Below are 26,724 nucleotides of genomic sequence, written 5' to 3' on the forward strand. Positions count from 1 at the left end.
TTACTCATGTTCTATCATCCCATATCCACCATTTCTACGTCTATAAACTATAGAAATATCATCAGTATCAACATTTCTGAACATATAGAAATCATGTCCTATAAGATCCATTTGTAAAACAGCTTCTTCTGCACTCATAGGCTTCATATCAAATTTCTTATGTCTTTCTATAACTATGTCTATATTTTCTTCATCCTCAGAATAATCACTATCCTCTAATAAATCATCTGTTTGATATCTTATACTCTCATTTACATGGTGTCTATCCTGCAATCTTTTTTTATATTTTCTTAATTGCGTATTTAATTTATCGTATACAACATCTATAGCAGCATATAAATTTTCTTCTATATCTTCTGCTCTTATTATTGGTCCACTTATAGGGATTATTGTTACTTCTATTTTGTGTCTAGCTTTTTTAGCACTAACAGTTACTTTAGCCTCTGTTGATGGATGAAGATAATAATCTAACTTACCTATTTTTTCTTCTATCGATGACTTTATTCCATCTGTTAGTTCTATTTGTTTTCCAGATATAATTATATTCATAAGAACATCTCCCTTCGGTTATAACGGTATAAAACTTATATTTTATACTTACATAATATATTCTATATCGACTTATACAATCCTTTATTTTTATTGTTTACTTTTATAATTTATTATATTCAAATAAAGTTATATTATTTTATTTATTAATATTTACTATTATCATGTGGATTAATGTTTTTATTACCTTTGTGGATAATGTGGATAAATTTGTTAATAACTCTTAAATACTGTATTTCTAGCTATTCATAATTCTTCAACTATCCACATATATCAATAATAGTTGTGATTAATTTGTGAATTATTGTCGTAATTTAAATTTTTGTAAAAAAAAAGCACCTCTGAAGGTACTTTTGAATATTTAGCTGACCTGGTTTTTGACCCCACACTCGCCTACTGGAGGGTTCGCTTGGGTTTGCCGCACTACTAGCTCTCTCGATTTTATATCGGTAGGTCTTACTTCTAAGCCGCACCATGATCATTAACCCAATTTTTAGTGTTAACTTACGTGGATCCCTTTGCCTGCGACTGGCTTGGACTTTCAACCACAGACCTAAATATTACTTATCCATTTTAATATTTTAGTAACTTAATGTCAATAGTAATTTTAGGTATCAATGGTTCTAGTTAAAAATGTTATCACTGTAACCCTATTTACATTATTTAACTTTAATATTTTTGATATTTCATTTACTGTTGACCCTGTTGTAAAAATATCATCCACTAATAAAATATTCTTATTTTTTAATTTGAATGATTCTTCCTTTAATTCAAATACATTCTTTAATTCTTTCTTCCTCTCTTCTTTATTCAATTTGTAAAGTCTTTTTGTATTTTCAGTTCTTACAATTATATCTAAAACATCTTTACCTAATATCTCACCTAAGTACTTAGCTATTTTCTCTGATTGATTAAAACCTCTTTTTCTTTGTCTTTTTTTATGAAGTGGAACAAACAAAATATAATCAAATTCTAAAGGCTCTAGGTCTATCCTTTCTTTCATTATAGTCGCTATATATCTACTCATATATGTCTTACTATTATACTTTAATCCAAAAACTACTTTTTTGCTAAATTCACTATATTCTATACATGATATAGCTCTATCAAAATAAAAAGATTTACATTTACAATATCTACAATTGTAAGTATCTATTTCTCCTAAAGAATCATTGATAGTTGGTTTTCCACATTTTAGGCATCCATCTAATATAAAATGTAATTCCTTAAAGCAAGATGTACATAATGAATATGTATTTGTAGTTTTTATAGGATTGTTGCAAATTATACAAGATATATTATCTGGATACAATAATTCTAAACTTGTATGAAATATTTCTCTTATTAGTTTTTGTTTATGTATTAAGAAATTATACATCTATTTAATTAACAAACCTTCTTCCTTAAATTTATTTAGCTTATAGGATAAATTTGAATGTCTATTATTAATTCTATTGTTCTTTATCATGTATTCTAAATACTTTACATCTCCTACTAGTACAACTAGTTTTTTTGCTCTAGTTACTGCTGTATATAATAAATTTCTACTTAAAAGCATTGGTGGAGCCCAGGTTATAGGTATTACAACTACTGGAAACTCACTTCCTTGACTTTTATGAATAGTAGTACAATAACTATGATCTAACTCATCTAGCTCATCATAGGTATATGATACAATTTTGACTTGATCAAATATAACGTATACTATCCTTTTATCTTTATCTATATGATATACATATCCAATATCACCATTGTATATACCTTCTCCACTATCAGTTTTATACTCATTCTCCCATTTTCTAGTATAATTATTTTTTATTTGCATGACTTTATCGCCAACTCTAAAAATCCTTCGTTGGAAATTTTCTTCTACCTTATACTTTTCTGGTTTATTAAGATGCTTTTGAAGTTCTATATTTAGATTTGTAACTCCTAAATCTCCTTTTCTCATAGAAGATAAAACTTGTATATCTTTTAATTTATCTACATTATAAAATTTAGGTAATCTCTCACTTACTAAACCTATTATTTCATTTATTATCTCTTCATTGGTATTTTTTCTTATAAAAAAGAAGTCTTTTCCTTTGGAGTTTAAATGTAATGGCTGTCCATTATTTATTTTATGGGCATTAACTACTATCATACTTTCTTGAGCTTGCCTAAATATCTCAGTTAATCTAACTACTTTTATAACGCAAGAATCTATCATATCTTTAAGTACATTTCCTGCACCTACTGATGGTAATTGGTCACTATCACCAACTAATATAACCCTTGTTCCAGGTTTAATTGCCCTTAGTAAAGAGTACATTAGTAAAATATCAACCATAGAAACCTCATCTATTATTATTACCTCGGCTTTTATTGGCTCTTCTTCATTTTTCATAAATTGAAGTTCATCACTATCTGTTGCATATCCCATTTCTAGCAATCTATGTATAGTCTTAGCCTCTTTACTTGAAGTTTCACTCATCCTCTTTGCTGCTCTTCCTGTTGGGGCAGCTAATACAACTTCTTGATTATTATTTTCAAATATTTTTATTATGGTGTTTATAGTAGTGGTTTTTCCTGTTCCCGGACCACCAGTTATTATTACTACTCCACCTTCTATTGCTTCTTTTACAGCTAACATTTGATTGTTAGCAAGCTTTATACCTTCTTCTTTTTCTACTACTCTTATCTCTTCTTCTATATCTATATTTAAATCTTTAAATTCATGCTGAGATAATTTTATTATTTGTTTACATACTCCATTTTCCGATAAATAGTATGGTATTAAATATATTAGATGTTGATTATCTTTTTTCTCTATATGTATTTTTTGATCATATGCAAGTTCTAGTATACACTCTTTTACAAGCTCTCCTTTTACATCTAATAATTTAATAGCTTCTTGTATAAGGATATTTTCTGGTAGGTATGTATGACCATTCCCTAATGATTGGTTTAGAGTATAGAGTATCCCTTGAGAGACTCTATCTTTTGAATTTTTTTCAATTCCTATTTTACTAGCTATATTATCTGCTATTTTGAATCCAACACCTCTTATATCTTCCGCTAATTTATATGGATTCTTGTTTATAACTTCAATAGCTTTGTTTTTATACTTTTTATATATCTTCATACAGTAGTTAGGAGTTATTCCATATGGAGAAAGTTCTATTATTATATTTCTAAGCTCTCTATTTTCTTCATAGCTTTTTACTATCTGATCTATTTTCTTTTGACCTATACCATCCACTTCACTCAGCCTATGAGGATTATTTTGAATTATATCTAATGTACTTACTCCAAACTTATCCACTATTTTTTTTGCCATTTTTTCTCCGATTCCATGTATCATACCAGAAGATAAGTATACATATATCCCCTCCAGAGATGTTGGTGTTACTGGCATAAATTTATTTACTTCAAACTGAGTTCCATAAGTTTTATGATTTGTCCATTTTCCTTCAACTTCTATGCTTTCCCCCACCGATAAAGTAGGCATACAACCAACTATGACTACTTCATTATCTGAGTTAGCCAAGTGGGCTATAGTGTACCCATTATCCTCATTTTTAAATACTATATCACTTATCATTCCTTCTAATCTTTCCATATTCATCTCCTACAACCCATAATATTTCTATCGTTCACTTAAGTTGTATTTATTATACCTTTTATACCAAAAAAATTCACCCCTTTAAATGGGGTGAATTATCTATAGTTATTTTAAATTATTGTCCTAATGCTTCTTTTCTTAATAGCTCTGCTTTATCAGTTCTTTCCCATGGTAAATCTATATCTGTTCTACCAAAATGACCATAAGCTGCTACTTGCTTGTATATAGGTCTTCTTAAGTCTAAGTCTCTTATTATTGCTCCTGGTCTTAAATCGAAGTGTTTATTTACTAATTCTACTAATTTAGATTCTTCAACTTTTCCAGTTCCAAAAGTATCTATAAATACTGATAATGGTCTAGCAACACCTATTGCATAAGCTAACTCTATTTCACATTTATCTGCTAGTCCTGCTGCTACTATATTTTTAGCTACATATCTTGCTGCATAAGCTGCTGATCTATCAACCTTTGTTGGATCTTTTCCTGAGAATGCTCCTCCACCATGTCTTGAGTATCCTCCGTAAGTATCTATTATTATTTTTCTTCCTGTAAGACCTGTATCTCCTTGTGGTCCTCCTATAACGAATCTTCCTGTTGGGTTGATGTATATTATAGTTTCTTCATCCATTAAATCTGCTGGTATAACAGCTTTAATAACATGCTCTATTAAATCTTTTCTTATTGTTTCGTTAGTAACTTCTTCTCCATGTTGAGTTGATATAAGTATAGTATGAACTCTAACAGGAGTATTTCCATCGTATTCTATTGTAACTTGAGTCTTTCCATCCGGTCTTAAGTACTCTAAAGTTTTATTTTTTCTAACTTCTGTTAATCTTCTAGATAGCTTATGAGCTAAAGATATTGGAAGTGGCATTAACTCTTCTGTTTCATTACAAGCGAAACCAAACATTATACCTTGGTCTCCTGCTCCAACCTTTTCTATTTCATCTTCAGCATTTTCACCTTCTCTATTTTCTAAGGCTTCATCAACACCCATAGCTATATCGCCTGATTGTTCATCTATTGCAGTTATTACTGCACAAGTATCACAGTCAAATCCATATTTAGCTCTGTCATACCCTATTTCTCTTACTGTTTCTCTTACTAATTTAGGAATGTCTACATATGTATTAGTACTTATTTCTCCTGCTACTAATACTAATCCTGTTGTAGTTGTTGTTTCACAAGCTACCCTTGCATGTGGATCTTTCTCTAATAATGCATCTAGTATAGAATCTGATATTTGGTCACAGATTTTATCTGGATGCCCTTCAGTTACTGATTCCGACGTAAATAAATGTCTTGCCATTTGTATCTCCTCCTTAATATAATTCATTTTATTTAGATTTGATTTCTAATCATTTATAATGATTTTCACTAAAATACAACCTAATTAAATCTTAAGAGCTAGGAGTTTAGTAATTATTTATCTAATAAAAAAACCTCTTCTTATTAAGAAGAGGTTAATTATTTCGTATATGCTAATTAACTAACCTCATCTCTCAAAACTATAAAGTCTTGTAGGATTTAGCACCTTTTCCCTAATGGGTGGTTGCTGGGCTTCACAGGGCCTGTCCCTCCGCCGCTCTTGATAAGGTAATCAAGAATTTATTAAGTTATTATTTTGTATCACTAACTTATATGTTACTACCTTTTTTATATACTGTCAATCTTTTATGCAATAATTTTTTGCTTGTCTATTCAAACTATCTTGTATCCTATTTAATAATTTTTTCATATTATATCTTATAAATCTATATAGGTCTTTTTTTATCCTATATTTCATATATTCTTGTGAAGGGGGTGTTCCTATGTATCTGGCCAAGGTCAATTATAATAAAGAAAATGTTGTTGAAATCCTTTGTTCTGTACTTAGAGACATAATAAATGATAATACAGTTGTGGTCTGTATAGGAACAGATCGGGCTATAGGTGATGCTCTTGGCCCTTTAGTTGGCACTATGCTTAAAAATAGCGACTTTAATTTCCCTGTCTACGGAACCTTAGATAATCCTATTCATGCTTTAAATATATATGAGTCTATCGAACATATAAAAAAGGCTCATCCTAACGGAAATTTTCTAGCTATTGATGCATGTCTGGGTGCAAAAAATAATATAGGAAATATCCAAGTCAGAGAAGGTCCTATTCTTCCTGGCAAGGGGGTAGGTAAAAAATTACCTCAAATAGGAAACTATTCTATTGTAGGTATTGTAGATAAGATAGATGAAAATAATAGATTTTCTTTTAATAACGTTCGACTTAGTTTTATATTAGAACTTGCCGAACTTATATCTTTATCTTTACTTCTTTCTACATGACAAATCAATATTTAATATAGCCTGTTCTTTAGCTTAAATTTTTATAGGTTAGGCTATTTATCTGCTTTTTATTATTTTTAATGTTCTGCATACAAATTTTGACATATAACATATTTCAAAACAATTTTACTTGATTGTTTTATCTAATAATTTACTTACATCATATATCAATCTTAGAAAAATAAAAATAAGGCTATTTCCTTTAAGGAAATAGCCTTATTTTTATTTTTCTACAAGAGCAAACATTAACTCTCCACTACATACTAATTCTTCATTAACAAAAGCTTTTGCCAAAGCTTTTCCAATATTTCTTCTTATAGATGTCATTTCAACTTCCATAGTTAATGTATCCCCAGGTCTTACTTCTTTTTTAAATCTAACTTTATCTATACCTGCAAATACACCTAATTTTCCTCTATTCTCATCTACTGACATCATAGCTACACACCCTACTTGAGCCATAGCTTCTATTATAAGTACTCCTGGCATTATCGGGTATTCTGGGAAATGACCTTGGAAAAATAGTTCATTTACACTTACATTTTTTATACCTTTAGCTCTTTTTCCCTCTTCTAATTCTATTATCCTATCTACTAATAAAAATGGATATCTATGTGGTATTAATTCTTTTATTTGGTCTATATTTAACATTTAAGTACCCTCCTAATTATCTCCTTTTGAAGGTACCTCCTGTTTCAAGTAAATCTAAAGAACTTAAAGCAATTCCTGTACCTTTTGCAACACAAGATAAAGGTTCATCAGCCACTACAACTTTAATTCCTGTTCTATCTTCTATTCTTTTGTCTAGTCCATATAACAATGAACCTCCACCAGTCATTATTATTCCAGTATCACTTATATCTGCTGCTAATTCTGGTGGTGTTTTCTCTAGGACAGAAAGCGTTGATGCAACTATCTGCTCTGAGCATTCATTAAGAGCTTCTAGCATCTCAGTTGAATTTATAACTATGGATTCTGGTAATCCTGTAATTAAATTACGTCCACTTATTTTAATGCTCTTTTCATCTTCTCTTTTATATGCACAACCTACTTCTATTTTGATTTTTTCTGCAGTTCTTTCTCCTATAAGAAGGTTATATTGTTTTCTGATATATCTTACTATAACTTCATCAAATCTATCTCCACCCATTTTTATGGATTCACTAACTACAGCTCCTCCTAGAGATGTCACCGCAATATCTGCTGTTCCTCCACCAATGTCTATAACCATGCTTCCATTAGGTTTAGCTATATCTACTCCTGCTCCTATAGCCGCTGCTATTGGTTCTTCTATTATATATACATCTCTCGCTCCAGATTGTCTTGTAGCTTCTTCTACAGCTCTTTTTTCAACATCTGTGACCCCTGTAGGAACACATACCATTATTCTTGGCATAAAAAATCTACCAAAACCTTTTTTATCTACAGCTTTATCTATAAAATAAGTTAACATTTTTTCAGTTACATCATAATCAGAAATTACACCATCTCTTAGTGGTCTTATAGCTACTATATTACCAGGTGTCCTTCCTATCATTCTTCTAGCTTCTTCTCCTACCGCTAAGACAGATTTAGTTCTTTTATCGATTGCTACAACAGAAGGCTCTTCTAATACAATCCCTTTTCCGCTAACGTATACAAGAACATTAGCAGTACCTAAGTCTATCCCTATGTCCGCTCTAGACATGTTCTCAACTCCTTTTTGCATATTTTATATCTAAACGACTCATTGTCTAAAACACTCCTATAATACAAAATATACAAAAATACTACTTTAGTCAAGAATAATAAAAAAAATGTAGGCTTAACCTACATTTTTTTTGGAGCTCTTTTCATATTTAAGCTTTGTAGCCATTCCTCCTCTTATGTGTCTTTCAGATTTATTTTTTTCTAAAACCATCTTAACTTCTTTAGCTAGAGACGGGTTTATTTCTTCTAAACGTTCTGTTACATCTTTATGTATTGTACTTTTACTAACTCCAAATGTCTTCGCTGTTTGACGAACAGTTGTATTTTTCTCTAGTATATATTTAGCCACAACGATTGCTCGTTCCTCTATATGAGATCTCAAAGCTTTCCCTCCTCACATACTAGCCTTAATCATATATATGTGAGAAAGAAAAGAAATATAACAGACTTAACCAAATTTGATTAAGTCTGTTATATTTTATTTTATTAAACTCATTGGATCTATTGATTCTTTTCCTTTGAAGGCTTCTATATGAATATGTGGTCCCTCTGCACTCTCAACTACAGATGTATTTCCTGCTAAAGCTATTACATCTCCTTCTTTGACTGCTTGTCCGTCTTTAACTTTAATATCTTCACTTAAATTAGAATATATTACTGTTTTACCTTCACTTTCAACCTCAACTGACATACCATTAGCATCATCTTTAAAAATGTTAGTTACTTTTCCTGATAATAAACTTTTTATACTTTGTCCTTCTTTACAACTTACGTCTAAACCTTTATGCACTTCCCATAAGTTCAATGTTTCTGAGTAACTAGGTTCCTTTGCTGAATATTCTCTAATTACTTTTTCTCCTACAAATTCAAGTTTCGATGTTTTTTTAACCTCTTTATTTTTTGCTGTTTCTAAGTTTTCCTTTGATTCTGTAGAAGTTGGCACAGCTTCTTTATTTTCATTTTCTATTAGATGAACTTCATCTTCTTTTTTACTATTTTCTTTATCATTTACTATTTCATTATTTGATGCTAGGTCGTTAACATCATTCTTTACAAACCAAACTCCTCCGACCGCAAGTAAACTAATGCATACAAATAATGCCAAATAAAATCCATCTTTTTCTAGTAGCTTTTTCATACAGCACCTCCAAATATATTTATGTATTTGTATTCTTATCTTTTATTTATATTTTTATACAATTTATACATATTTTGGATTAATTAAAAATGAATTTTATCTATTAATATATATGAAACTGACATATTTCCAAAGATTTCTCCCGTTTTTTTAATACCTTTTTTATACTTTTAAAATTCTTGCTATATTATCTGTACAAACTATTAACAGTTCTATACTTAATATAAAAAAGAGCTTGATAAAAGCTCTTCTAATTAATATAAGTCTGTTATATCTGTTTCTTGATAATAATGATTTAGTATTTCATAATATCGATACCCTTCCTCTGCCATACCTTGTGCTCCCCACTGACTCATTCCAACACCATGTCCATATCCTTTTACTAAAAAATCTATATGATTCTCTCCAAATTTTAATTCAAAATTGGATGAATTTAATTTAAATATACCTCTAATTTCTCTTCCTCTAATCTCCTTATTCCCAATTTTTATCTTATCTACAGATCCACCATCACTTCTATTTAAAATTTTTATTTGATTCTCTAGGTTAGATGGATTTAAACCTGCATTTTTATAATTACTATTTATAGCATTTATAAAATCTTTATTGCTTATCTTTAACTCAGAAGTATATTTAGGAGAGTACTGTTTATCATAAGGGCTTTCGACAGATTGCAAATATGGATATGCTTGTGCAAATACTTCTTCACAGTTTTCTGTCTTTCCTGATGATGTAGAGAAATATAGTGTAAGTATAGGTTCTCCCTTATAAGTTATTATCTGACCCTTTGTATCTCGTACTGCTTGCTGTATTTTAGGGTAATATTTGTCCATCCAATCTTGTCCATTCTTTGCTTTTAATTCTTCATAATTCTTATATTCTTGGCAATGATTATAGTCAGTACATACGACTGCATTACTATGCTGATTTGATTTTCCTTGATTTTTTTTATACATTACATAAGTTCTTGCTGCTACAGCTTGTGCTTTAAGAGCTTCAATATTAAAGTCTACAGGCATCTCTCCTGCTAAAACTCCACATAAATATTTTTCTATATCCATCTTCTCAGTCTTATTAGTTTTATGATTGTATATATTTATTAAAGGAGATTCTTTATCAACTGTTTCATAGTTGATTATCTTTTTTTTAGGATTGCTTAATGCCGATTCGTTTTGTATAGCCTCTATCCCATCGTAAGATACTACACTTAAAAATACAGGAACTGCTATAGACAAACCAACTATACTTCCTAAAAATACTAAAGGGTTATTCATATATTTTCCTCCTTAGTTAATTACTTGTACTTAAAATATATGAATAACCCTATTTATTTATTACTATTTATTTTTAGTCTTCTATTATCTCTATGTTTCCACCTAAAGCAGTTATTTTCTTATCTATATCAACATATCCTCTTTGTACGTGATATATTTCTCCTATTTGAGTTTCTCCTTCTGCTATAAGTCCACATAATATAAGTGCTGCACCAGCTCTTAAATCTGTCGCATTAACTTTAGCACCATATAATTGGTTTACTCCATTTACTATTGCGCTCTTTCCTTCTATTTTTATGTTTGCTCCCATTCTATTAAATTCGGCAACATGCATAAATCTATTTTCAAATACAGTTTCTGTAACTACCCCAGTTCCATTAGCTATTGTAAGCATAGCCATGAATTGAGCTTGAACATCTGTTGGGAATCCTGGGTGAGGTAAAGTCTTTATATCTATTGGCTTTAACACTTCAGGTCCTATAACTCTAACTGTATTATCTTTTTCTATTATTTCACATCCAGCTTCTATTAATTTAGCTGTAACTGGTTTTAAATGTTCCATCATTACATTTTCTATTGTTATATCACCTTTTGTCATAGCTGCTGCAACCATATAAGTAGCTGCTTCTATTCTATCAGGTATTATTGTATGCTCTGCACCTTTTAATTCTTTAACACCTTTTATTTTTATAGTGTTAGTTCCTGCACCTTTTACATTAGCTCCCATTTCATTTAAGAAATTAGCTAAATCTACTATTTCTGGCTCTTCTGCAGCATTTTCTATTATAGTTGTTCCTTCAGCTAAAGCTGCTGCCATCATTATGTTTTCAGTAGCTCCTACTGATGGGAAATCTAAGTATAATTTAGTACCCACTAATTTATCAGTTGTAGCTTCTACGAATCCATGATCCATATCTACTTTTGCTCCTAAATGCTTAAATCCTTTTAAATGTAAATCTATAGGTCTTGTTCCTATAGCGCATCCTCCTGGCATAGATATTTTTGTGTGGTTAAATCTAGCAAGTAATGGCCCCATTACTAAGAAAGATGCTCTCATCTTACTTACTAACTCATATGGTGCTTCACAAGTAGTTATGTTGCTTGCATCTACTGTTAAAGTGTTATCCTTATATTCTACTTTTGCTCCTAAGTGTCTTAATAAATCAGATATAACATGAACATCTTTTAAGTTAGGTACACACTTTAAAGTTGACTTACCGTTTGCTAATAACGTCGCCGCTATTATTGGTAACACTGCATTTTTAGCTCCGTCTATTTTAACACTTCCATTAAGTGGATTACTCTTTTTTACTATTATCTTTCCCATTTTTATTGTCTCTCCTCATAATTAATAATCTAATTTTATAATAGGTGTAGCAATATAAATTAATGTTTTATCTTCGTCTTCGCTATACCTCATCCCTATATTCAAATTAATATTATTTCCTAAATATTCTAAGTCATTTCCTTGTAAGATCTTACTATCTGCTGTAACAGATATAAAATTTTCCTCTTGTATTCTATCTACTTCTTGTGCATTCATATTATATAATATTTTCGTTAAAATATCATCACATTTGCTTAAATGTAACTTTTCTGAATATTCTCCAGATATACATGTATTTATATCTGCATTAATTGCAAATTTTTCTAATGTATTCTCAAGAACTGTATAAACGCCCACTATATTTTTATATACTTTATTCTGTAATATGTCAACCATTATGTGAGCCTCTTCGTCATTTTTCTTTATGAAAATTATGGAAATGCTTTCATCTTCTATTTTACCGCTTAAATGAATCTGTTTCTCATCTTTATTCCATATTTCTTCCCATGCTAAATCACTTTCTTCTAGTCCTAAATTATTAAGTATTTCTGTGCACATATCAACCATTTCTTCTTTTGATATGTTGTAATTTATAGAACCATTTGCTTTTATGTTATAAAAATTGAACTTAGCCTCTGTGTTTATAAATGTTCGTATTAATTCATTATATTCATTTTTTGATTTTGTATCCGCAAAAGATATTAGTATACCCATCATCATTAATATTAAAAATATACATATCATTTTAATTAGTTTCATGTAAAAGCCCCCATTAATTTATATATTATACTTAAATTATTAACATTTTTGGATATCATATACAAAAATAAAGCACTAAGATGACTTTAATCATCTTAGTGCTTTATTTTATTATTATGCTATATATTTATTTGCAAATTCCTTGAATTCCTCAACATTAGATCCTAAATATTCTTCAAAATTAATATTTTTTTCATCTAATAATAATCCTAAATTATATAAAAACTCTGGTATTTTATCACTAGCTATATCTCCATAAACTTCCCCAAGTTTTACGTTATCTTTTTTAGCCACACCACCTACATATAAAGTAAATGCTTCTTTTAACTCTCCATCTATTTTTTTCTTTTTACCTCCAAATCCAATTATACCTATTTGATGAGTTCCACAAGAACTTGTACATCCTGATATATGAATTCTTGGTAATTTATTTGTTGTATAGTTTTTCTTTTTGAAGTAGTCTAATATACTATGTAATAAACCTTGACTCTCTCCTATACCTATCTGACAAGTAGGGACACCTATACAACATGAAGTTTGTTCTATTGGAGTATTTCCACCCATAGTTTTTGTTAACTCTAATATATTTTTAGCTTCCTCTACATTAAGATTTCTAAAATAAACACCTTCGCTCATAGAAAGTCTTATTTCTAAATCTTTAATTGACTCTAAGGCATTTATTAATGCTTCTAAGTCAGTTAGTTTTAGCTGTCCTCCAATTGGATGAAGATATACACTATATAATCCCTCTTGTTTTTGAGGTATTAGTCTTATATCTTGTAAATCTATTTTTGATCCTTGCTTTTTACAAGTTTTATTTTCTATATTTAAATCTAAATTTTCTCTTTCTTTTACTTCTTTTAGATGTTTTTTATAACATTTTAAGAACTCTTCTTCACCCATACTAGCTACAATATATCTTGTACGAGCTTTATTTCTATTTTCATAGTTACCCTCAGCTATAAATAACTCTATCATAGCTTGTACATGGTATAAAACATCACTCTTTGGAACTAACTCATCATATTCAACTGCTTTTGCAGGATTCTTACCAATTCCACCTGCTATATAAAGCTTGAAAAATTCTTCTCCATTTTCTTTTACTGCTAAGAAACCTAAATCTTGTACAGTACAGTTAGCTGTATCTTCGCTACTATTTGAGAAAGATACTTTTAATTTTCTAGGTAACTTATATTTATATATGTCTTTCATTAAATATTCATTTACTTTTAAAGCATATTCTGTAACATCAAATGCTTCCCCTATTTCTACTCCTGATAATGGTGATAAGGCAACATTTCTAGGGAAGTTTCCTCCTCCACCTCTTGTATATATACCATGCTTTAATCCATCTTCCATTATGTCACAAACTTCATCTATTCCTAAGCCATGTAATTGTATAGCTTGACGAGTAGTTAAATGTACTTTATCTAGATTATATTTTTTAGCGCAATCATATATATATTTAAGCTTTTCTATATCAAGAACACCACTTGCTGTTCTAAGTCTTATCATAAATTCTTTACCACCACGATGAGCATATACACCCATTCCTCCTGATGCATGTTTGAATTCATTTACTGAAATTTCACCATTTACAAATTTATGACCTTTTTCCCTAAATTCAGGTATCTCATTTAATAATATATCTCTTAGCTCTTCCAATGTGTTTCCCTCCATTATAAAATAGGTTTTATTTAAATTGTAAATCTATGTAAGTACTTTGTAAACCCTAGCACCTATGCGATATTTTTATGGTTACTATATAATAATTTGATAGTTATTTTTATAACTATTGAATCATTATATATACATAACAAATTAATATAAGAACATGCTTTTGTTATATACTAATATTAATATTATGTAGCTACAAAGAATATATATTCTAAAAAATAAAAAGTTTGATTCCCTAATGTAGACAACGACTTCATCCGTTAATTAAAGTGTCCTTTTAAAAATTTTAAACTTATTAATATATCTTGTATATGAATTTTTAATAGTTCTATATTTAATAAAAAATCTTTATATGTAAAAAAGGACTACATTAGTAAGGTAGTCCTTTATATATCTTTTAATTTAAAATTTATTCAACTGTTACTGATTTAGCTAGATTTCTTGGCTTATCTACATCACAACCTCTTTCAACTGCAACGTAGTAAGATAATAATTGAAGTGGTAAAACTGTTAATATACTTGATAATATATCATCCACATTTGGTATATATATTACCTTATCAGCAGCTTTTTCAACTTCTTTATTCTTTTCTTGAGCTATTGCTATAACATAAGCTCCTCTAGCTCTAACTTCTTCCATATTAGATACCATTTTTTCAAATAGTTCTTCTTGAGTAGCTATAGCTATTACTGGAGTTCCTTTTTCTATTAAAGCTATTGTACCATGCTTTAACTCTCCAGCAGCAAATGCTTCAGCATGTATATAAGATATTTCTTTTATCTTTAATGCACCTTCCATAGCTAAGTTATAATCTAATCCTCTACCTAAGTAGAAAGCACTACTTGCTTCTCTTAATGTTTTAGCTACATCTTCTTTTATATAAGTTTCTTGTTCTAATGCTTTTGAAACTTTTTCTGGCATTTCTTTTAATTTTTCTATCATTTCATTGTAGAACTCTTTTGTTATAGTTCCTTTCTTTATAGCAAAGTCTAATGCTATCATGTAGAATGAAACTAATTGAGTTGTGTATGCCTTAGTTGATGCAACAGATATTTCTGGACCTGCCCATGTATAGAACACATCATCTGATTCTCTAGCTATAGAAGAACCAACAACGTTAGTTACTGATAATATTCTAGCTCCTCTTTCTTTAGCATATCTTAATGATGCTAAAGTATCAGCAGTTTCTCCAGATTGACTTACTAATATTAATAAAGTATTTTCGTCAACAAATGGATCTCTATATCTAAATTCAGATGCTATATCAGTTATTACTGGTATCTTTGCAAACTTTTCTATAGCAAACTTTCCTACAAGACCTGCATGATATGCTGTACCACATGCAACTATATAAACTTTATTTATTTTGTCTAAGTCTTCCTTAGTCATTTTTATATCATCTAATTGGATTTCTCCATTTTCATTTAATCTTCTTATTAATGTTTCTTTAACTCCGTTTGGTTGTTCGTATATTTCTTTTAACATGAAATGCTCATATCCACCTTTAGATGCAGCTTCAACATCCCAAGTTATTTCTGTAACTTCTTTTTTAACTTCTTCTCTATTTTCATTTAATACTGTTAATTTATCTCCAACTATATGAACAAACTCTCCATTTTCTAAGAAGTATACATTTCTAGTATACTTTAGTATTGCAGGTATATCTGATGCTATAAAGTTTTCACCTTCACCAAGACCTACTACTAATGGGCTATCTTTTCTTACTGCAACTAATTCACTGTTATTATCTTTACATATAACACCTAATGCATATGCTCCTCTTAATCTTTCAGTTGCCTTATAAACAGCATCTAATAGGTTTCCTTCGTAGTATTTATCTACTAAGTGAGCTACTACTTCTGTGTCTGTTTGAGATAAGAATACTACACCTTCTGCTTGTAATTCTTCCTTTAATTCCATGTAGTTTTCTATTATACCATTGTGAACTACTGCTATTGTCTTATCCATATTGAAATGAGGATGTGAGTTTACATCTGATGGTTCTCCATGAGTTGCCCATCTAGTATGTCCTATTCCTAATCCACCTTCTATAGGATTTTTTTCTAAATCTTCAGCAAGTATTGCTAACCTTCCCTTGAACTTTCTTATTTCTAATTCATTTCCAGTGTTTACTGCAACACCAGCCGAGTCATATCCTCTATACTCTAATTTTGAAAGTCCTTCTACTAATACTTCTGTTGCTTGTCTGTGTCCTAAATATCCAACTATTCCACACATATTAAAATTCCTCCTAAAAATATTTTTTGTTTTATATATTTTAAGAGTTAGGTCATATTTACTTAAGTTTTCCCTTTGTCCAAAGAATTACTCCCTTGTTTTAAAGAAACTTTTACGATGGTAAATTCACCGCAGAGCATCCGCCGATAATTCGATAAACTCTGTCCTCGTCAACTTAGAAATTTTATAAAGTATTTCTTATAGCTAAGTTCTGGCGCTTTATAAAGTGAATACTAAGAAATATCTTAGCAATTCACCCTTTTAACTTTTACGCTTGGGGAATACTAGGCCTTAGCATTCACTTTTTAAATTACGATAGTTTTTCTTGTATAAGGTTAGCTAAATTTGTAGCTAATTCTTTTATTTGACCTTCCTCTTTACCCTCTAACATAACTCTTACTAATGGTTCTGTTCCTGATGGTCTTATTAATACCCTTCCACATCCATCTAGTAATTTTTCTATTCTTTCTATTTCACTCTTTATTTCTGGGTATTCCATGTATCTATTTTTATTTTCATTCTTTATTCTAGCATTAACTAACACTTGTGGATATTGAGTCATCACTGCTGCTAATTCTGATAACTTCTTACCTTCTTCTAATACTATTTGGGCTAATACTAATGAACTTAATACTCCATCTCCTGTAGTATTATAGTCTAAGAATATCATGTGCCCTGATTGCTCTCCACCTAAGTTATATCCAGTGTTTTTCATTTCTTCAAGTACATATCTATCTCCTACAGCAGTAGTAGCTAGATTTATTCCATGTTCCTTAGCTGCTATAGTAAGTCCTATATTACTCATCACTGTAACTACTAATGTATCCTTTGCTAACTTACCTTTATTCTTTAAGTGTATTGCACTTAATATCATTATATGGTCGCCATCTACAATGTTTCCATTTTCATCAACAGCTATTAATCTATCTGCATCACCATCATATGCAAGACCTAAGTCAGCATTATTCTCTACAACAGCTTTTTGTAATCCCTCTGGATGTGTTGAACCACATTTATCATTTATATTATTTCCATTTGGTTGACTATTTATTGTTACAACGCTTGCACCTAATTCTTTAAATATTATTGGTGCAACATTATAAGATGCTCCATTAGCACAGTCTAACACAACTTTTAATCCTTTAAAATCTACTTTTACTATAGATTTTAAGTAGTCTATATAGTCTCTCTGTGCATCATGTACATATACCTTTCTTCCAACATTTTCTCCTACTGGAAGATAATCAACCTTTTCTATATTGTCTATATAATTTTCTATTTCTAATTCTACAGAATCATCTAATTTATATCCATCTTTATTGAAGAACTTTATACCATTGTACTCAACTGGATTGTGAGATGCTGATATAACAACACCACAATCAGCTTCATATTTTCTAGTTAGGTATGCAACTGCTGGTGTTGGAACTACCCCAACTGTCATTACATCACATCCAACAGACATAAGCCCTGCTATTAAAGATGCTTCTAACATATCTCCTGATACTCTTGTGTCTTTTCCAACTACTACTTTAACTTTTTCTTTTCCTTGAGCTAGTACATATCCTCCAGCTCTACCTAATCTGTATGCTAAATCACAAGTAAGCTCTGTATTTGCTACACCTCTTACTCCGTCTGTTCCAAAATACTTTCTCATAAAAAATCTCCTTTCGTGAAGAAAAGCTCGTCAATTATAATATATTATTATACACATTTAAGTGTTCTTAGTTCCAAGTTTATTCCATAAAGACATTTTAATACATATATAAAAAAAGGACAATAGAATTCTTTCTATTGTCCCCTTTTTTGTAACTTTTTATATTATTTTATAGAACTCGATCCTTTTTGTAAAGCTTCCTTATTTAATGGAACGAATTTTTCTTTACTTGGTCCAAATACTTTCTTGAATGCTTCTAAAACTGAGTCTACCTCTACTGTTGGTTCAGTTTTTAAATAAGCCCCTAACATTACCATGTTAGCAACTCTAGGATTTCCTAACTCTAAAGCTATATCATTAGCTGGTATATAATAAACATCAACATCATCTCTTTCTACTTTTCTTTCTATAAGAGAACTGTTAACTAATATTTTCCCACCTGGCTTAACTTCACTTTCAAACTTATCAAGTGATGGTAAGTTCATTACTATTGCACAAGTTGCATCTCCTGCTATAACTGGAGAACCAACTGGCTTACTAGATACAGTTACTGAACAGTTAGCTGTACCTCCACGCATTTCTGGTCCATAAGATGGTAACCAAGAAACTTCTTTACCTTCTAGCATGCCTGCATATGTAAGTAATTGTCCCATAGACATTACCCCTTGACCACCAAATCCTGCACATATTACTCTAGCTGTAGACATATTACTTCACCTCCTCAGCGATTTCAACATCTTTTATATTGCCTATTGGATAGTATGGCATCATATTATCTCTTAACCATTGTAATGCATCATTTGGATTTAATCCCCAGTTAGTTGGACATGTAGATAGAACTTCTACTATACCAAATCCAAGTCCTGCTTGTTGTACTTCAAATGCTTTCTTTATAGCTTTTTTAGCTTTTCTAACATTAGCAGGAGTATCTACAGAAACTCTTTCTACAAACACTGCACCTGGTAATGTAGCTAGCATTTCACTCATTCTTATTGGGAATCCTTGCTTATCTATTTGTCTACCATATGGAGCTGTTGTAGCCTTTTGTCCAACTAATGTAGTTGGAGCCATTTGCCCACCAGTCATTCCATATATAGCATTATTTACGAATATTGTAGTGAATTTTTCACCTCTAGCTGCTGCATGAACTATTTCAGCTGTACCTATAGATGCTAAGTCTCCATCTCCTTGGTATGTAAATACTGTCTTATCTGGATGAACTCTCTTTATTCCAGTAGCTGCTGCTGGAGCTCTACCATGAGATGCTTCTTGCATATCACAATTAAAATAGTTGTATGCTAAAACTGAACATCCAACTGGAGCTACACCTATAGTGTCTCCTAATACATCTAACTCTTCTAATACTTCTCCTACTAATCTATGGATTATACCATGAGTACATCCTGGGCAGTAGTGTGTTTGAGCATCTGTTAATCCCTTAGTTTTCTTAAATACAACTGACATTATCTAGCACCTCCTACAGCTAATTCACTTTCCATTACTTCTTTTGCTTTATTAGCTATACTTTCTGGATCAGGTATCATTCCTCCTGCTCTTCCGTAGAAGTGTACAGGTAATCTTCCTTCAACAGCTAATCTTACATCCTCTACCATTTGTCCCATACTCATTTCAACAGTTAATAAGTTTTTAGCTTCTGGTATTTGATTGAATGCTTCAAATGGGAATGGCCATAAAGTCTTAGGTCTTATTAAACCAGCTTTAATTCCTTCTTCTCTTAACATATCTATAGAGTTTTTAACTATTCTTGCTGTAGTACCGTAAGCTACAAATACTAATTCAGCATCTTCAGTCTTATACATTTCATAATCAACTTCATTTTTTTCTATTTCTCTGTACTTAGCTTCTAACTTTATACAGTGTTTTTCTAATTCATCTGGTTGTAAGTATAAAGAATTTATTACATTAGGCTTTCTTTCTCCTTTAGTTCCTACTGTAGCCCAATCTTTAGGTTTTAATTCTCTAGTTTTAGGAGCTTTAAATTCTACTGGCTCCATCATTTGTCCTATCATACCATCTGCAACTACCATAACTGGAGTTCTATAGTAATCAGCAACATTGAAAGCTTCCATTATCATATCAACAGCTTCTTGAACTGTAGCTGGAGCATAAACTGGAGTTCTATAATCTCCATTTCCTCCACCTCTTGTAGACATAAAGTAGTCAGATTGAGAAGGTTGTATTCCTCCAAGTCCTGGACCACCTCTCATTACGTTAACTACAACACATGGTAATTCAGCACCTGCTGCATAAGTTATACCTTCTTGTTTTAAAGCTATTCCTGGTGAAGATGAAGAAGTCATAACTCTAGCTCCTGCTCCTGCTCCACCATATATCATGTTTATAGCAGAAACTTCTGATTCAGCTTGAACAAATACTCCTCCAACATTAGGTAGTTCTTTAGACATATATTCTGGTAACTCATTTTGTGGTGTTATTGGATAACCGAAGAAATATTTACATCCAGCTTCTATAGCTGCTTTCCCAAATGCTTCGTTACCCTTCATAAGTATCTTAGCCATTTACAAATCCCCCTTATATTTTAATTAGTCTCTCTCAACTGTTATAACTGCATCTGGACACATAGTCGCACAGTTTGAACAACCTATACATTTATCCATTTCTACTACTGTAGCTGGATTGTATCCCTTTTTGTTGATTTTGTTATTATCAATTACTACTATTTGCTTTGGACATGCAGCTACACATAATGCACATCCTTTACAAAGGTCTTGATTGAAAGTTACAGTTCCCTTAGCCATATTCCTTTGTCCCCCTTAGAAAAATTTATAATTATTTTACTAATAAACTACATCCAAGCTTCTCTCATATAAAGCTTGATAGGGAAAATTTCTCCCTCTAAACCTTCTGGAAGTTGTGGAACTAATTCTTCTAAACATACTATATATTTAACTGGTATATCATACTGTCTAGACACTTGCTCAACTAATTTTTGACCTTTTAAAACATCATCAATTGTAGTTGACCTTACTAAATGTGTATTGTTTACTAGCCCAGTAACCTTAAGACCAGAAGATTTCTCAATTGCTCTTATATGACCTATTACATCTTCTACTGACTGAGTATATTCTCTATTAGCGTTTACTACGCAAAACATATCGTAGTCAGCTTTTTCTATTAATTCGTGGAATCTACCTACCACTCTAGCTCCTACGTTGTCCCCTCCTACATCCATAACATAACTATAAGAACTATCTGTTATTGGTGACATTATTTGAGGAGATATAGCTGGTAAATCTAAAGTTGGTGCGTCTATTGAACTATATATAGGAAGGATATCTAAAGAATTTAACAAATCCTTTTTTTCCCTTGTTCTAAAATAAACATTTACTACATCTAAATCTGATAAGGCAACTTTACCTTCTACCTCATTTCTTAATTTGGTAACATAGTTCATAGCAAACTCACTTTTACCACTACCATAGTGTCCTATTATAATTCTTATCCTCTTATCATCTATTATCATTAGTTACCACCTATTAAGTCAATTTTGTATTTATATTAAATTTATATCATTAACTATATTGAACTTCATATCCATAATTTTTTGGTTCTTCTTCTTTATTTAATACTCTAAGTCCACCTTGAGCTAATGCTATCATTTCATCTTCACCTGGGTAAACTTTTACATCAGATATAAAATTAACTCTCTCTTTAATCATTCCTGTAAACATCTTAGAGTAAGCTATTCCACCAGTTAAAAGGATTGCATCTACATTACCTTTTAATACTGATGCACAAGAACCTATTTCTTTACTTACTTGGTAAGCCATAGCTTCATATACTAATTTAGCTTTTTCATCACCAGCTTCTATTCTAGATTCAACTTCTCTACCATCATTAGTATTTAAGTATCCTACTAGACCACCATTTCCTTTTATCTTTTTCTTTATTTCATCTTGAGTGTATTTTCCACTAAAGCACATCTTCACTAAGTCTCCGACCGGTAATCCACCACTTCTCTCTGGTGAAAATGGCCCTTCTCCATCTAAAGCATTGGCAACATCTATTACTTTACCTTTTTCATGTGCTCCAACAGATATTCCTCCACCCATATGTGCTACTATAAAGTTACAGTCAAAATACTCTTTTTCTAATTCTTTAGCTGCTCTTCTAGCAGTAGCCTTTTGGTTTAAAGCATGGAATATACTCTTTCTATCTATATCTTCACTCCCTGATATTCTAGCTACATCATCCATTTCATCTACAACTACTGGATCAACTATGTAAGATGGTACATTTACTGTATCTCCTATTTCTTTTGCTATAATTCCGCCTAGATTTGATGCATGTTCCCCTAATACACCAACCTTTAAGTCATCAATCATAGCTTCATTAACAATATAAGTTCCACCTTCTATAGGCTTAAGAAGTCCACCTCTACCTACTACTGCATCTAAATCAGATGTTTTTATTCCACCTTCTGTTAATGCATCTTCAATCACTGTTTTTCTAAACTCAAACTGATCTGAAATCTTCTCATACTTGCCTATTTCTTCAGAAGAATGTCTTAAAGTTTTTTCAAAGACTAAATCCTCATTATCAAATACTGCAATCTTCGTTGATGTTGAACCAGGATTTATAGTTAATATTTTGAATACCTTATTCAATTGTGTTACCCCCTTAATAAACTAGGCTTTAGCTGCCATTAATACCCCTAATGCTATAGAATTTAGTTTAGTTTCTTCATTGTCTGCTCTTGATGTTAATATAATAGGCGCTTTAGCCCCTACTATCACACCTGCATTTTTAGATTTTGAGAAAAATACTAATGATTTATATAATATATTTCCAGCTTCTATATCTGGAGCTAATAATATATCTGCTTTACCTGCTACTGGATGATTTATTCCCTTATGATTTGCGGCTTCTATTGATACAGCATTGTCTAATGCAAATGGACCTCCTACTATGCATCCTTTTATTTCGCCTTTTTCACACATTTCTTCTAATTCTTTGGCATCTATTGTATCTTGCATTTTAGGATTTACTTTTTCTTTAGCACATAATGCTGCTACTTTTGGTGTGTTGATATCGAGTGCATGAGCTACCGTGCATGAATTTTCTATGATTTGTTTTTTGATATTTACATCTGGTGATAAGTTCATAGCTGCATCAGTTATAAAGAATAATCTATCATAACCTTCTACATCAAATACAGCTACATGGCTTAGTACATTCCCTGTTCTTAAACCAACCTCTTTATTTAATACAGCCTTTAGAATTATAGATGTATCTACTAAGCCTTTCATTACCATATCAGCTTTTCCTTGAGATACTAATTCTACTGCTTTTAATGACGCTTCTGATAAATCTTTTATATCTTTTAGTTCATAGTTATTAAGGTCTATACCTACATCATTTGCTATTTCTCTCGTTTTTTCTATATCCCCTACTAATGTAGCCTTTGCTATCCCTTCTTTTCTCGCCATTTCTACTGCCATTAATACTTCTTTATCTTGGCAACATGCTACAGAGATAATTTTAGGACCTCTTTCCTTAGCGAATTTTATTACTTCTGTAAAGTTTTTCATCTAATCCACCCCATTTTGTATGCAATAAATATAGATTGGTACGTTTAGCTTTTAATAAACATCTCTATCCCCTTAATTCTGTTAATTTTTAAGCTAATTACTAATTTGTCTCATACCTATATTATATATATTCTAACAACGTTTTCCCACTATATTTATAATTTTTAAATTTTCAGAATTATTTCACTTTTATATAATGTCAATTATCCTTTTAAAAAATCTTCAATATATATCATTATGTATAATTATACCTTTAATAGTTATAATCCTTTATAATTGACAGATTTTTAATTATTTTTTTATTTGCTGATATGTTAGTAAACTATTTTAGTAAATCTAAGAGCCATATTATTTCATATTAATTAAAAAAGACATAAGAAAAATACTATATTTTCTTATGTCTTTATATTATTATATCTCACTTGGATCTATAACTATTTTATTAAATTTATAACTAGAATCATATTCTATCTTATATTTTTGATTTTCATTTGGCTTAGATAAATCTATGTATAGTTTTATATCTGATTTTTCTAAGTTTTCTATTGTGCTAGGATAATCAACAGTAACCTTTACAGATTCTGGAATATCGATATCTGATGTATTCTTACCATCTGAATTTCTTAATTCTATTTCATCTTTGCTATAAGTAAATTCCTTCTGTAATGATTTATCGCCATTAAGCTTTATAGTAATATATTTTGTATCTGATGATATACCTTTTGGAATATTTAACTCTACATCCTTAGGAAATCCAGATGTTATATCATCTAAATTAACCTCTTTAGTTTCTATATATTCTATACCATCGATTAAATCTTTACTCCCTTTTATGACGATATTGCTTTTACTAAGCTCATAACTCGGTACTTTTTCATTATCTGATGTATTTTCTTTTAATTTAACCCTTATTGGAACAGTTTTTTCTTTTAATAACGTTGCTGATACTTTTAATGTTGATTGATATAACTTTACGCCTTTAACTTTATTTCCATTTTTATCTACTGGTGTTAAATTAATTTCACTTGAAAAATCTTGTGTTCTTGAGCCTACATCTAATACTCCAATCACTTTAGTTACCTCATTCACTAAAGTCCTTGGACCTAATACTTCTATGCTCTTTTTATCTCCATCTATACTTACTTTATCTATATTACCTTTAGAATTTCCTTCTAATTTAACTTCTATATTTTTATTTTCTTGTACTATTTTATCTAAATTAACTGCTATAACATTACTCTTTAGCTCATGAGTCATTCCTGGCAAAGTCGGTACCCTTAAGTATACTTGATTTTTTCCTTCCATAGGATTTTCTATAGTACCATAAACGTGTATATCTTCTTTTTTTACCTTTTGTATCTTAGATAATTTGCCGGAAATAGAAACATCAATAGTCAATTCTCCATCTGGATAAATTACAAAACCTTTTTCTTTTAATTCATTCATATTACTTATAACTATAGGGACATTCTCAAATAGCTTAGTATCCGTCGGATCCACTATTGCCATTACATATAGCCATAATGTTATTGCGCTAAGCAGGGATATTAATTTTATTTTTGTATTATGCTTTAATTTATTCATCATTTAAATATCCCACCTTTTAAAAAGCTTTTTTCATCAACTTTAGGCTTTAAATTTTTCTTAAGTATACTTTCCATTCTTTCTTTTGGTATATTTCTATATATTTTTCCCGCTTTTGCAATTGATACATCCCCTGTTTCTTCTGATACTATAAGGGATATACAGTCAGAAACTTCACTTACTCCGACTGCTGCTCTATGTCGTGTTCCTAGATCCTTACTTAAGTCTTTACTCTCTGTTAAAGGAAGGAAACATGCAGCAGCTTTTACCTTTGAATCTCTAATGACAACTGCTCCATCATGTAATGGTGTATTTGGAATAAATATATTAATTAGTAATTGTCTTGATACCTCTGCATCTATTATAGTTCCCGTATTTATTATATCACCTATCTTAGTTTCTCTTTCCATTATAATAAGAGCTCCTATTTTTTGTCTTGATAGTGAATATAAAGCCTCGACAATCTCTTCTATCATTTTATTAAATGTTTCTTCAGATGTATTAGGACTTCCTTTTAGAAAGAATTTAAATCTCGTCCTACCTATATGTTCAAGTCCTGCCCTAAGTTCTGGCTGGAATATTATTATCGCAGCTAAAAAACCAATCTCAAGAGCATTTACTAATAGCCAGTGAAGTGTATGCAATTTAAAAGTCTCGCTCAACTGAGTCGCTACTAATAAAAATATTATTCCTTTTAAAACTTGCTCTGCTCTTGTATCCTTTATAAACATAAATATTTTATAAAATATATATGCCACTATGGATATATCTATAATATCATTTACAGTTACTTTATTGATAATATCCAAAAAACCACTGAAAAAAGAATTTATATCCAACACAGTTTTGTCCTCCTGTTTGACAGCTTCTTCATTACTATATTAAGTATTATACTATATTAATATAAGTATATACAAACTATTTAGCTCCTATCATTTTTTATAATTTAAAAATAAACATAAAAAAAAGTTTCACTATAGTGAAACTTTATATTGGTGAGCGCACAGGGATTCGAACCCCGGACACACGCCTTAGAAGGGCGTTGCTCTATCCAGCTGAGCTATGCACCCATGTAATTAAAATGGAGCGGGAAACGAGATTCGAACTCGCGACTTCAACCTTGGCAAGGTTGCGCTCTACCGCTGAACTATTCCCGCAGATTCAATGGCGGGAATAACAGGACTCGAACCTGTGACCCATTGATTAACAGTCAATTGCTCTACCAACTGAGCCATATTCCCGCGTATTTAATTAAGTGGCGACCTGGAAGGGACTCGAACCCTCGACCTCCAGCGTGACAGGCTGGCATTCTAACCAGCTGAACTACCAGGCC

General features: G+C 30.8%; 24 protein-coding genes, 4 tRNA genes and 1 riboswitch. Of the genes, 1 reads left to right on the forward strand and 27 read right to left on the reverse strand.

What is annotated here, in order from left to right:
• The 4 genes from raiA to metK all read right to left on the reverse strand — a co-directional run bounded on the left by raiA (position 1) and on the right by metK (position 5,462).
• Positions 1-549, reverse strand: a complete 549-nt coding sequence (gene raiA, locus ABCP60_RS13205) for a ribosome-associated translation inhibitor RaiA (protein WP_092921917.1) — start codon at positions 547-549, stop codon at positions 1-3.
• Between the two features lie 607 nt (positions 550-1,156).
• Positions 1,157-1,927 (reverse strand): ComF family protein, encoded by a 771-nt coding sequence (locus tag ABCP60_RS13210; protein WP_092921915.1) that lies wholly within the window; start codon positions 1,925-1,927, stop codon positions 1,157-1,159.
• On the reverse strand, positions 1,928-4,150 hold the full coding sequence (locus tag ABCP60_RS13215) for an ATP-dependent RecD-like DNA helicase (protein WP_343101861.1): 2,223 nt from the start codon (positions 4,148-4,150) through the stop codon (positions 1,928-1,930). It abuts the gene before it with no gap.
• 118 nt (positions 4,151-4,268) lie between these two features.
• Positions 4,269-5,462 carry a methionine adenosyltransferase gene (gene metK / locus ABCP60_RS13220; protein WP_092921911.1) on the reverse strand — a complete coding sequence of 398 codons (1,194 nt, stop codon included), beginning with the start codon at positions 5,460-5,462 and terminating at the stop codon, positions 4,269-4,271.
• 183 nt (positions 5,463-5,645) lie between these two features.
• Positions 5,646-5,751, reverse strand: a riboswitch (SAM riboswitch).
• Positions 5,752-5,964: 213 nt separating this feature from the next.
• Here metK and yyaC point away from each other — a divergent pair.
• A complete protein-coding gene (yyaC, locus tag ABCP60_RS13225; protein WP_092921909.1) occupies positions 5,965-6,474 on the forward strand; it encodes a spore protease YyaC in 510 nt (169 codons plus the stop codon).
• A gap of 222 nt (positions 6,475-6,696) precedes the next feature.
• Here the strand turns inward: yyaC and fabZ are convergent, their stop codons facing one another.
• The 23 genes from fabZ to ABCP60_RS13340 all read right to left on the reverse strand — a co-directional run bounded on the left by fabZ (position 6,697) and on the right by ABCP60_RS13340 (position 26,724).
• Positions 6,697-7,125, reverse strand: a complete 429-nt coding sequence (gene fabZ, locus ABCP60_RS13230) for a 3-hydroxyacyl-ACP dehydratase FabZ (RefSeq protein ID WP_092921907.1) — start codon at positions 7,123-7,125, stop codon at positions 6,697-6,699.
• 16 nt (positions 7,126-7,141) lie between these two features.
• Positions 7,142-8,161: a rod shape-determining protein MreB gene (mreB, locus tag ABCP60_RS13235; protein WP_092921906.1), complete on the reverse strand. Its 1,020-nt coding sequence runs from the start codon at positions 8,159-8,161 to the stop codon at positions 7,142-7,144.
• A 117-nt stretch (positions 8,162-8,278) separates the two neighbouring features.
• Complete coding sequence (gene spoIIID / locus ABCP60_RS13240; protein WP_092921904.1) at positions 8,279-8,545, reverse strand: sporulation transcriptional regulator SpoIIID; 267 nt, start codon at positions 8,543-8,545, stop codon at positions 8,279-8,281.
• A gap of 96 nt (positions 8,546-8,641) precedes the next feature.
• Positions 8,642-9,301, reverse strand: a complete 660-nt coding sequence (locus ABCP60_RS13245) for a M23 family metallopeptidase (protein ID WP_195929260.1) — start codon at positions 9,299-9,301, stop codon at positions 8,642-8,644.
• Between the two features lie 254 nt (positions 9,302-9,555).
• Positions 9,556-10,575 carry a stage II sporulation protein D gene (gene spoIID / locus ABCP60_RS13250; RefSeq protein WP_343101862.1) on the reverse strand — a complete coding sequence of 340 codons (1,020 nt, stop codon included), beginning with the start codon at positions 10,573-10,575 and terminating at the stop codon, positions 9,556-9,558.
• A gap of 73 nt (positions 10,576-10,648) precedes the next feature.
• Positions 10,649-11,902 carry a UDP-N-acetylglucosamine 1-carboxyvinyltransferase gene (murA, locus tag ABCP60_RS13255; protein ID WP_092921898.1) on the reverse strand — a complete coding sequence of 418 codons (1,254 nt, stop codon included), beginning with the start codon at positions 11,900-11,902 and terminating at the stop codon, positions 10,649-10,651.
• Positions 11,903-11,923: 21 nt separating this feature from the next.
• A complete protein-coding gene (locus tag ABCP60_RS13260; protein WP_240275474.1) occupies positions 11,924-12,661 on the reverse strand; it encodes a YwmB family TATA-box binding protein in 738 nt (245 codons plus the stop codon).
• Positions 12,662-12,775: 114 nt separating this feature from the next.
• Positions 12,776-14,326, reverse strand: a complete 1,551-nt coding sequence (locus tag ABCP60_RS13265) for a nitrite/sulfite reductase (protein ID WP_343101863.1) — start codon at positions 14,324-14,326, stop codon at positions 12,776-12,778.
• 421 nt (positions 14,327-14,747) lie between these two features.
• Positions 14,748-16,577: a glutamine--fructose-6-phosphate transaminase (isomerizing) gene (gene glmS, locus ABCP60_RS13270; RefSeq protein WP_092921894.1), complete on the reverse strand. Its 1,830-nt coding sequence runs from the start codon at positions 16,575-16,577 to the stop codon at positions 14,748-14,750.
• 310 nt (positions 16,578-16,887) lie between these two features.
• Positions 16,888-18,234 carry a phosphoglucosamine mutase gene (gene glmM, locus ABCP60_RS13275; RefSeq protein WP_271894426.1) on the reverse strand — a complete coding sequence of 449 codons (1,347 nt, stop codon included), beginning with the start codon at positions 18,232-18,234 and terminating at the stop codon, positions 16,888-16,890.
• Between the two features lie 164 nt (positions 18,235-18,398).
• A complete protein-coding gene (locus tag ABCP60_RS13280) occupies positions 18,399-18,941 on the reverse strand; it encodes a 2-oxoacid:acceptor oxidoreductase family protein (protein WP_195929253.1) in 543 nt (180 codons plus the stop codon).
• A gap of 1 nt (position 18,942) precedes the next feature.
• Complete coding sequence (locus ABCP60_RS13285) at positions 18,943-19,698, reverse strand: thiamine pyrophosphate-dependent enzyme (RefSeq protein ID WP_092921888.1); 756 nt, start codon at positions 19,696-19,698, stop codon at positions 18,943-18,945.
• Positions 19,698-20,774: a 3-methyl-2-oxobutanoate dehydrogenase subunit VorB gene (locus ABCP60_RS13290; RefSeq protein WP_195581979.1), complete on the reverse strand. Its 1,077-nt coding sequence runs from the start codon at positions 20,772-20,774 to the stop codon at positions 19,698-19,700. The genes ABCP60_RS13285 and ABCP60_RS13290 overlap by 1 nt, the downstream gene beginning before the upstream one ends.
• A gap of 24 nt (positions 20,775-20,798) precedes the next feature.
• Positions 20,799-21,014: a 4Fe-4S binding protein gene (locus ABCP60_RS13295; protein ID WP_092921884.1), complete on the reverse strand. Its 216-nt coding sequence runs from the start codon at positions 21,012-21,014 to the stop codon at positions 20,799-20,801.
• Between the two features lie 47 nt (positions 21,015-21,061).
• Complete coding sequence (locus tag ABCP60_RS13300) at positions 21,062-21,739, reverse strand: ATP-binding protein (protein WP_176579626.1); 678 nt, start codon at positions 21,737-21,739, stop codon at positions 21,062-21,064.
• A 49-nt stretch (positions 21,740-21,788) separates the two neighbouring features.
• Positions 21,789-22,883 (reverse strand): butyrate kinase, encoded by a 1,095-nt coding sequence (gene buk, locus ABCP60_RS13305; protein WP_092921880.1) that lies wholly within the window; start codon positions 22,881-22,883, stop codon positions 21,789-21,791.
• Between the two features lie 21 nt (positions 22,884-22,904).
• The gene (ptb, locus tag ABCP60_RS13310; RefSeq protein ID WP_092921878.1) at positions 22,905-23,807 is read right to left on the reverse strand and encodes a phosphate butyryltransferase; all 903 of its coding nucleotides are present in this window, start codon (positions 23,805-23,807) and stop codon (positions 22,905-22,907) included.
• A gap of 411 nt (positions 23,808-24,218) precedes the next feature.
• A complete protein-coding gene (locus tag ABCP60_RS13315; RefSeq protein WP_343101864.1) occupies positions 24,219-25,394 on the reverse strand; it encodes a CdaR family protein in 1,176 nt (391 codons plus the stop codon).
• The gene (cdaA, locus tag ABCP60_RS13320; protein WP_092921874.1) at positions 25,391-26,233 is read right to left on the reverse strand and encodes a diadenylate cyclase CdaA; all 843 of its coding nucleotides are present in this window, start codon (positions 26,231-26,233) and stop codon (positions 25,391-25,393) included. The genes ABCP60_RS13315 and cdaA overlap by 4 nt, the downstream gene beginning before the upstream one ends.
• A gap of 151 nt (positions 26,234-26,384) precedes the next feature.
• A tRNA-Arg gene (locus ABCP60_RS13325) sits at positions 26,385-26,461 on the reverse strand.
• Between the two features lie 12 nt (positions 26,462-26,473).
• Positions 26,474-26,548 (reverse strand) — tRNA-Gly (locus tag ABCP60_RS13330).
• Between the two features lie 8 nt (positions 26,549-26,556).
• Positions 26,557-26,632 (reverse strand) — tRNA-Asn (locus ABCP60_RS13335).
• Between the two features lie 15 nt (positions 26,633-26,647).
• Positions 26,648-26,724: transfer RNA gene (locus ABCP60_RS13340), tRNA-Asp, on the reverse strand.

The sequence above is a fragment of the Romboutsia sp. MSSM.1001216sp_RTP31141st1_G3_RTP31141_220114 genome (genome assembly GCF_039031195.1).
GTDB classification, from domain to species: domain Bacteria; phylum Bacillota; class Clostridia; order Peptostreptococcales; family Peptostreptococcaceae; genus Romboutsia_C; species Romboutsia_C hominis.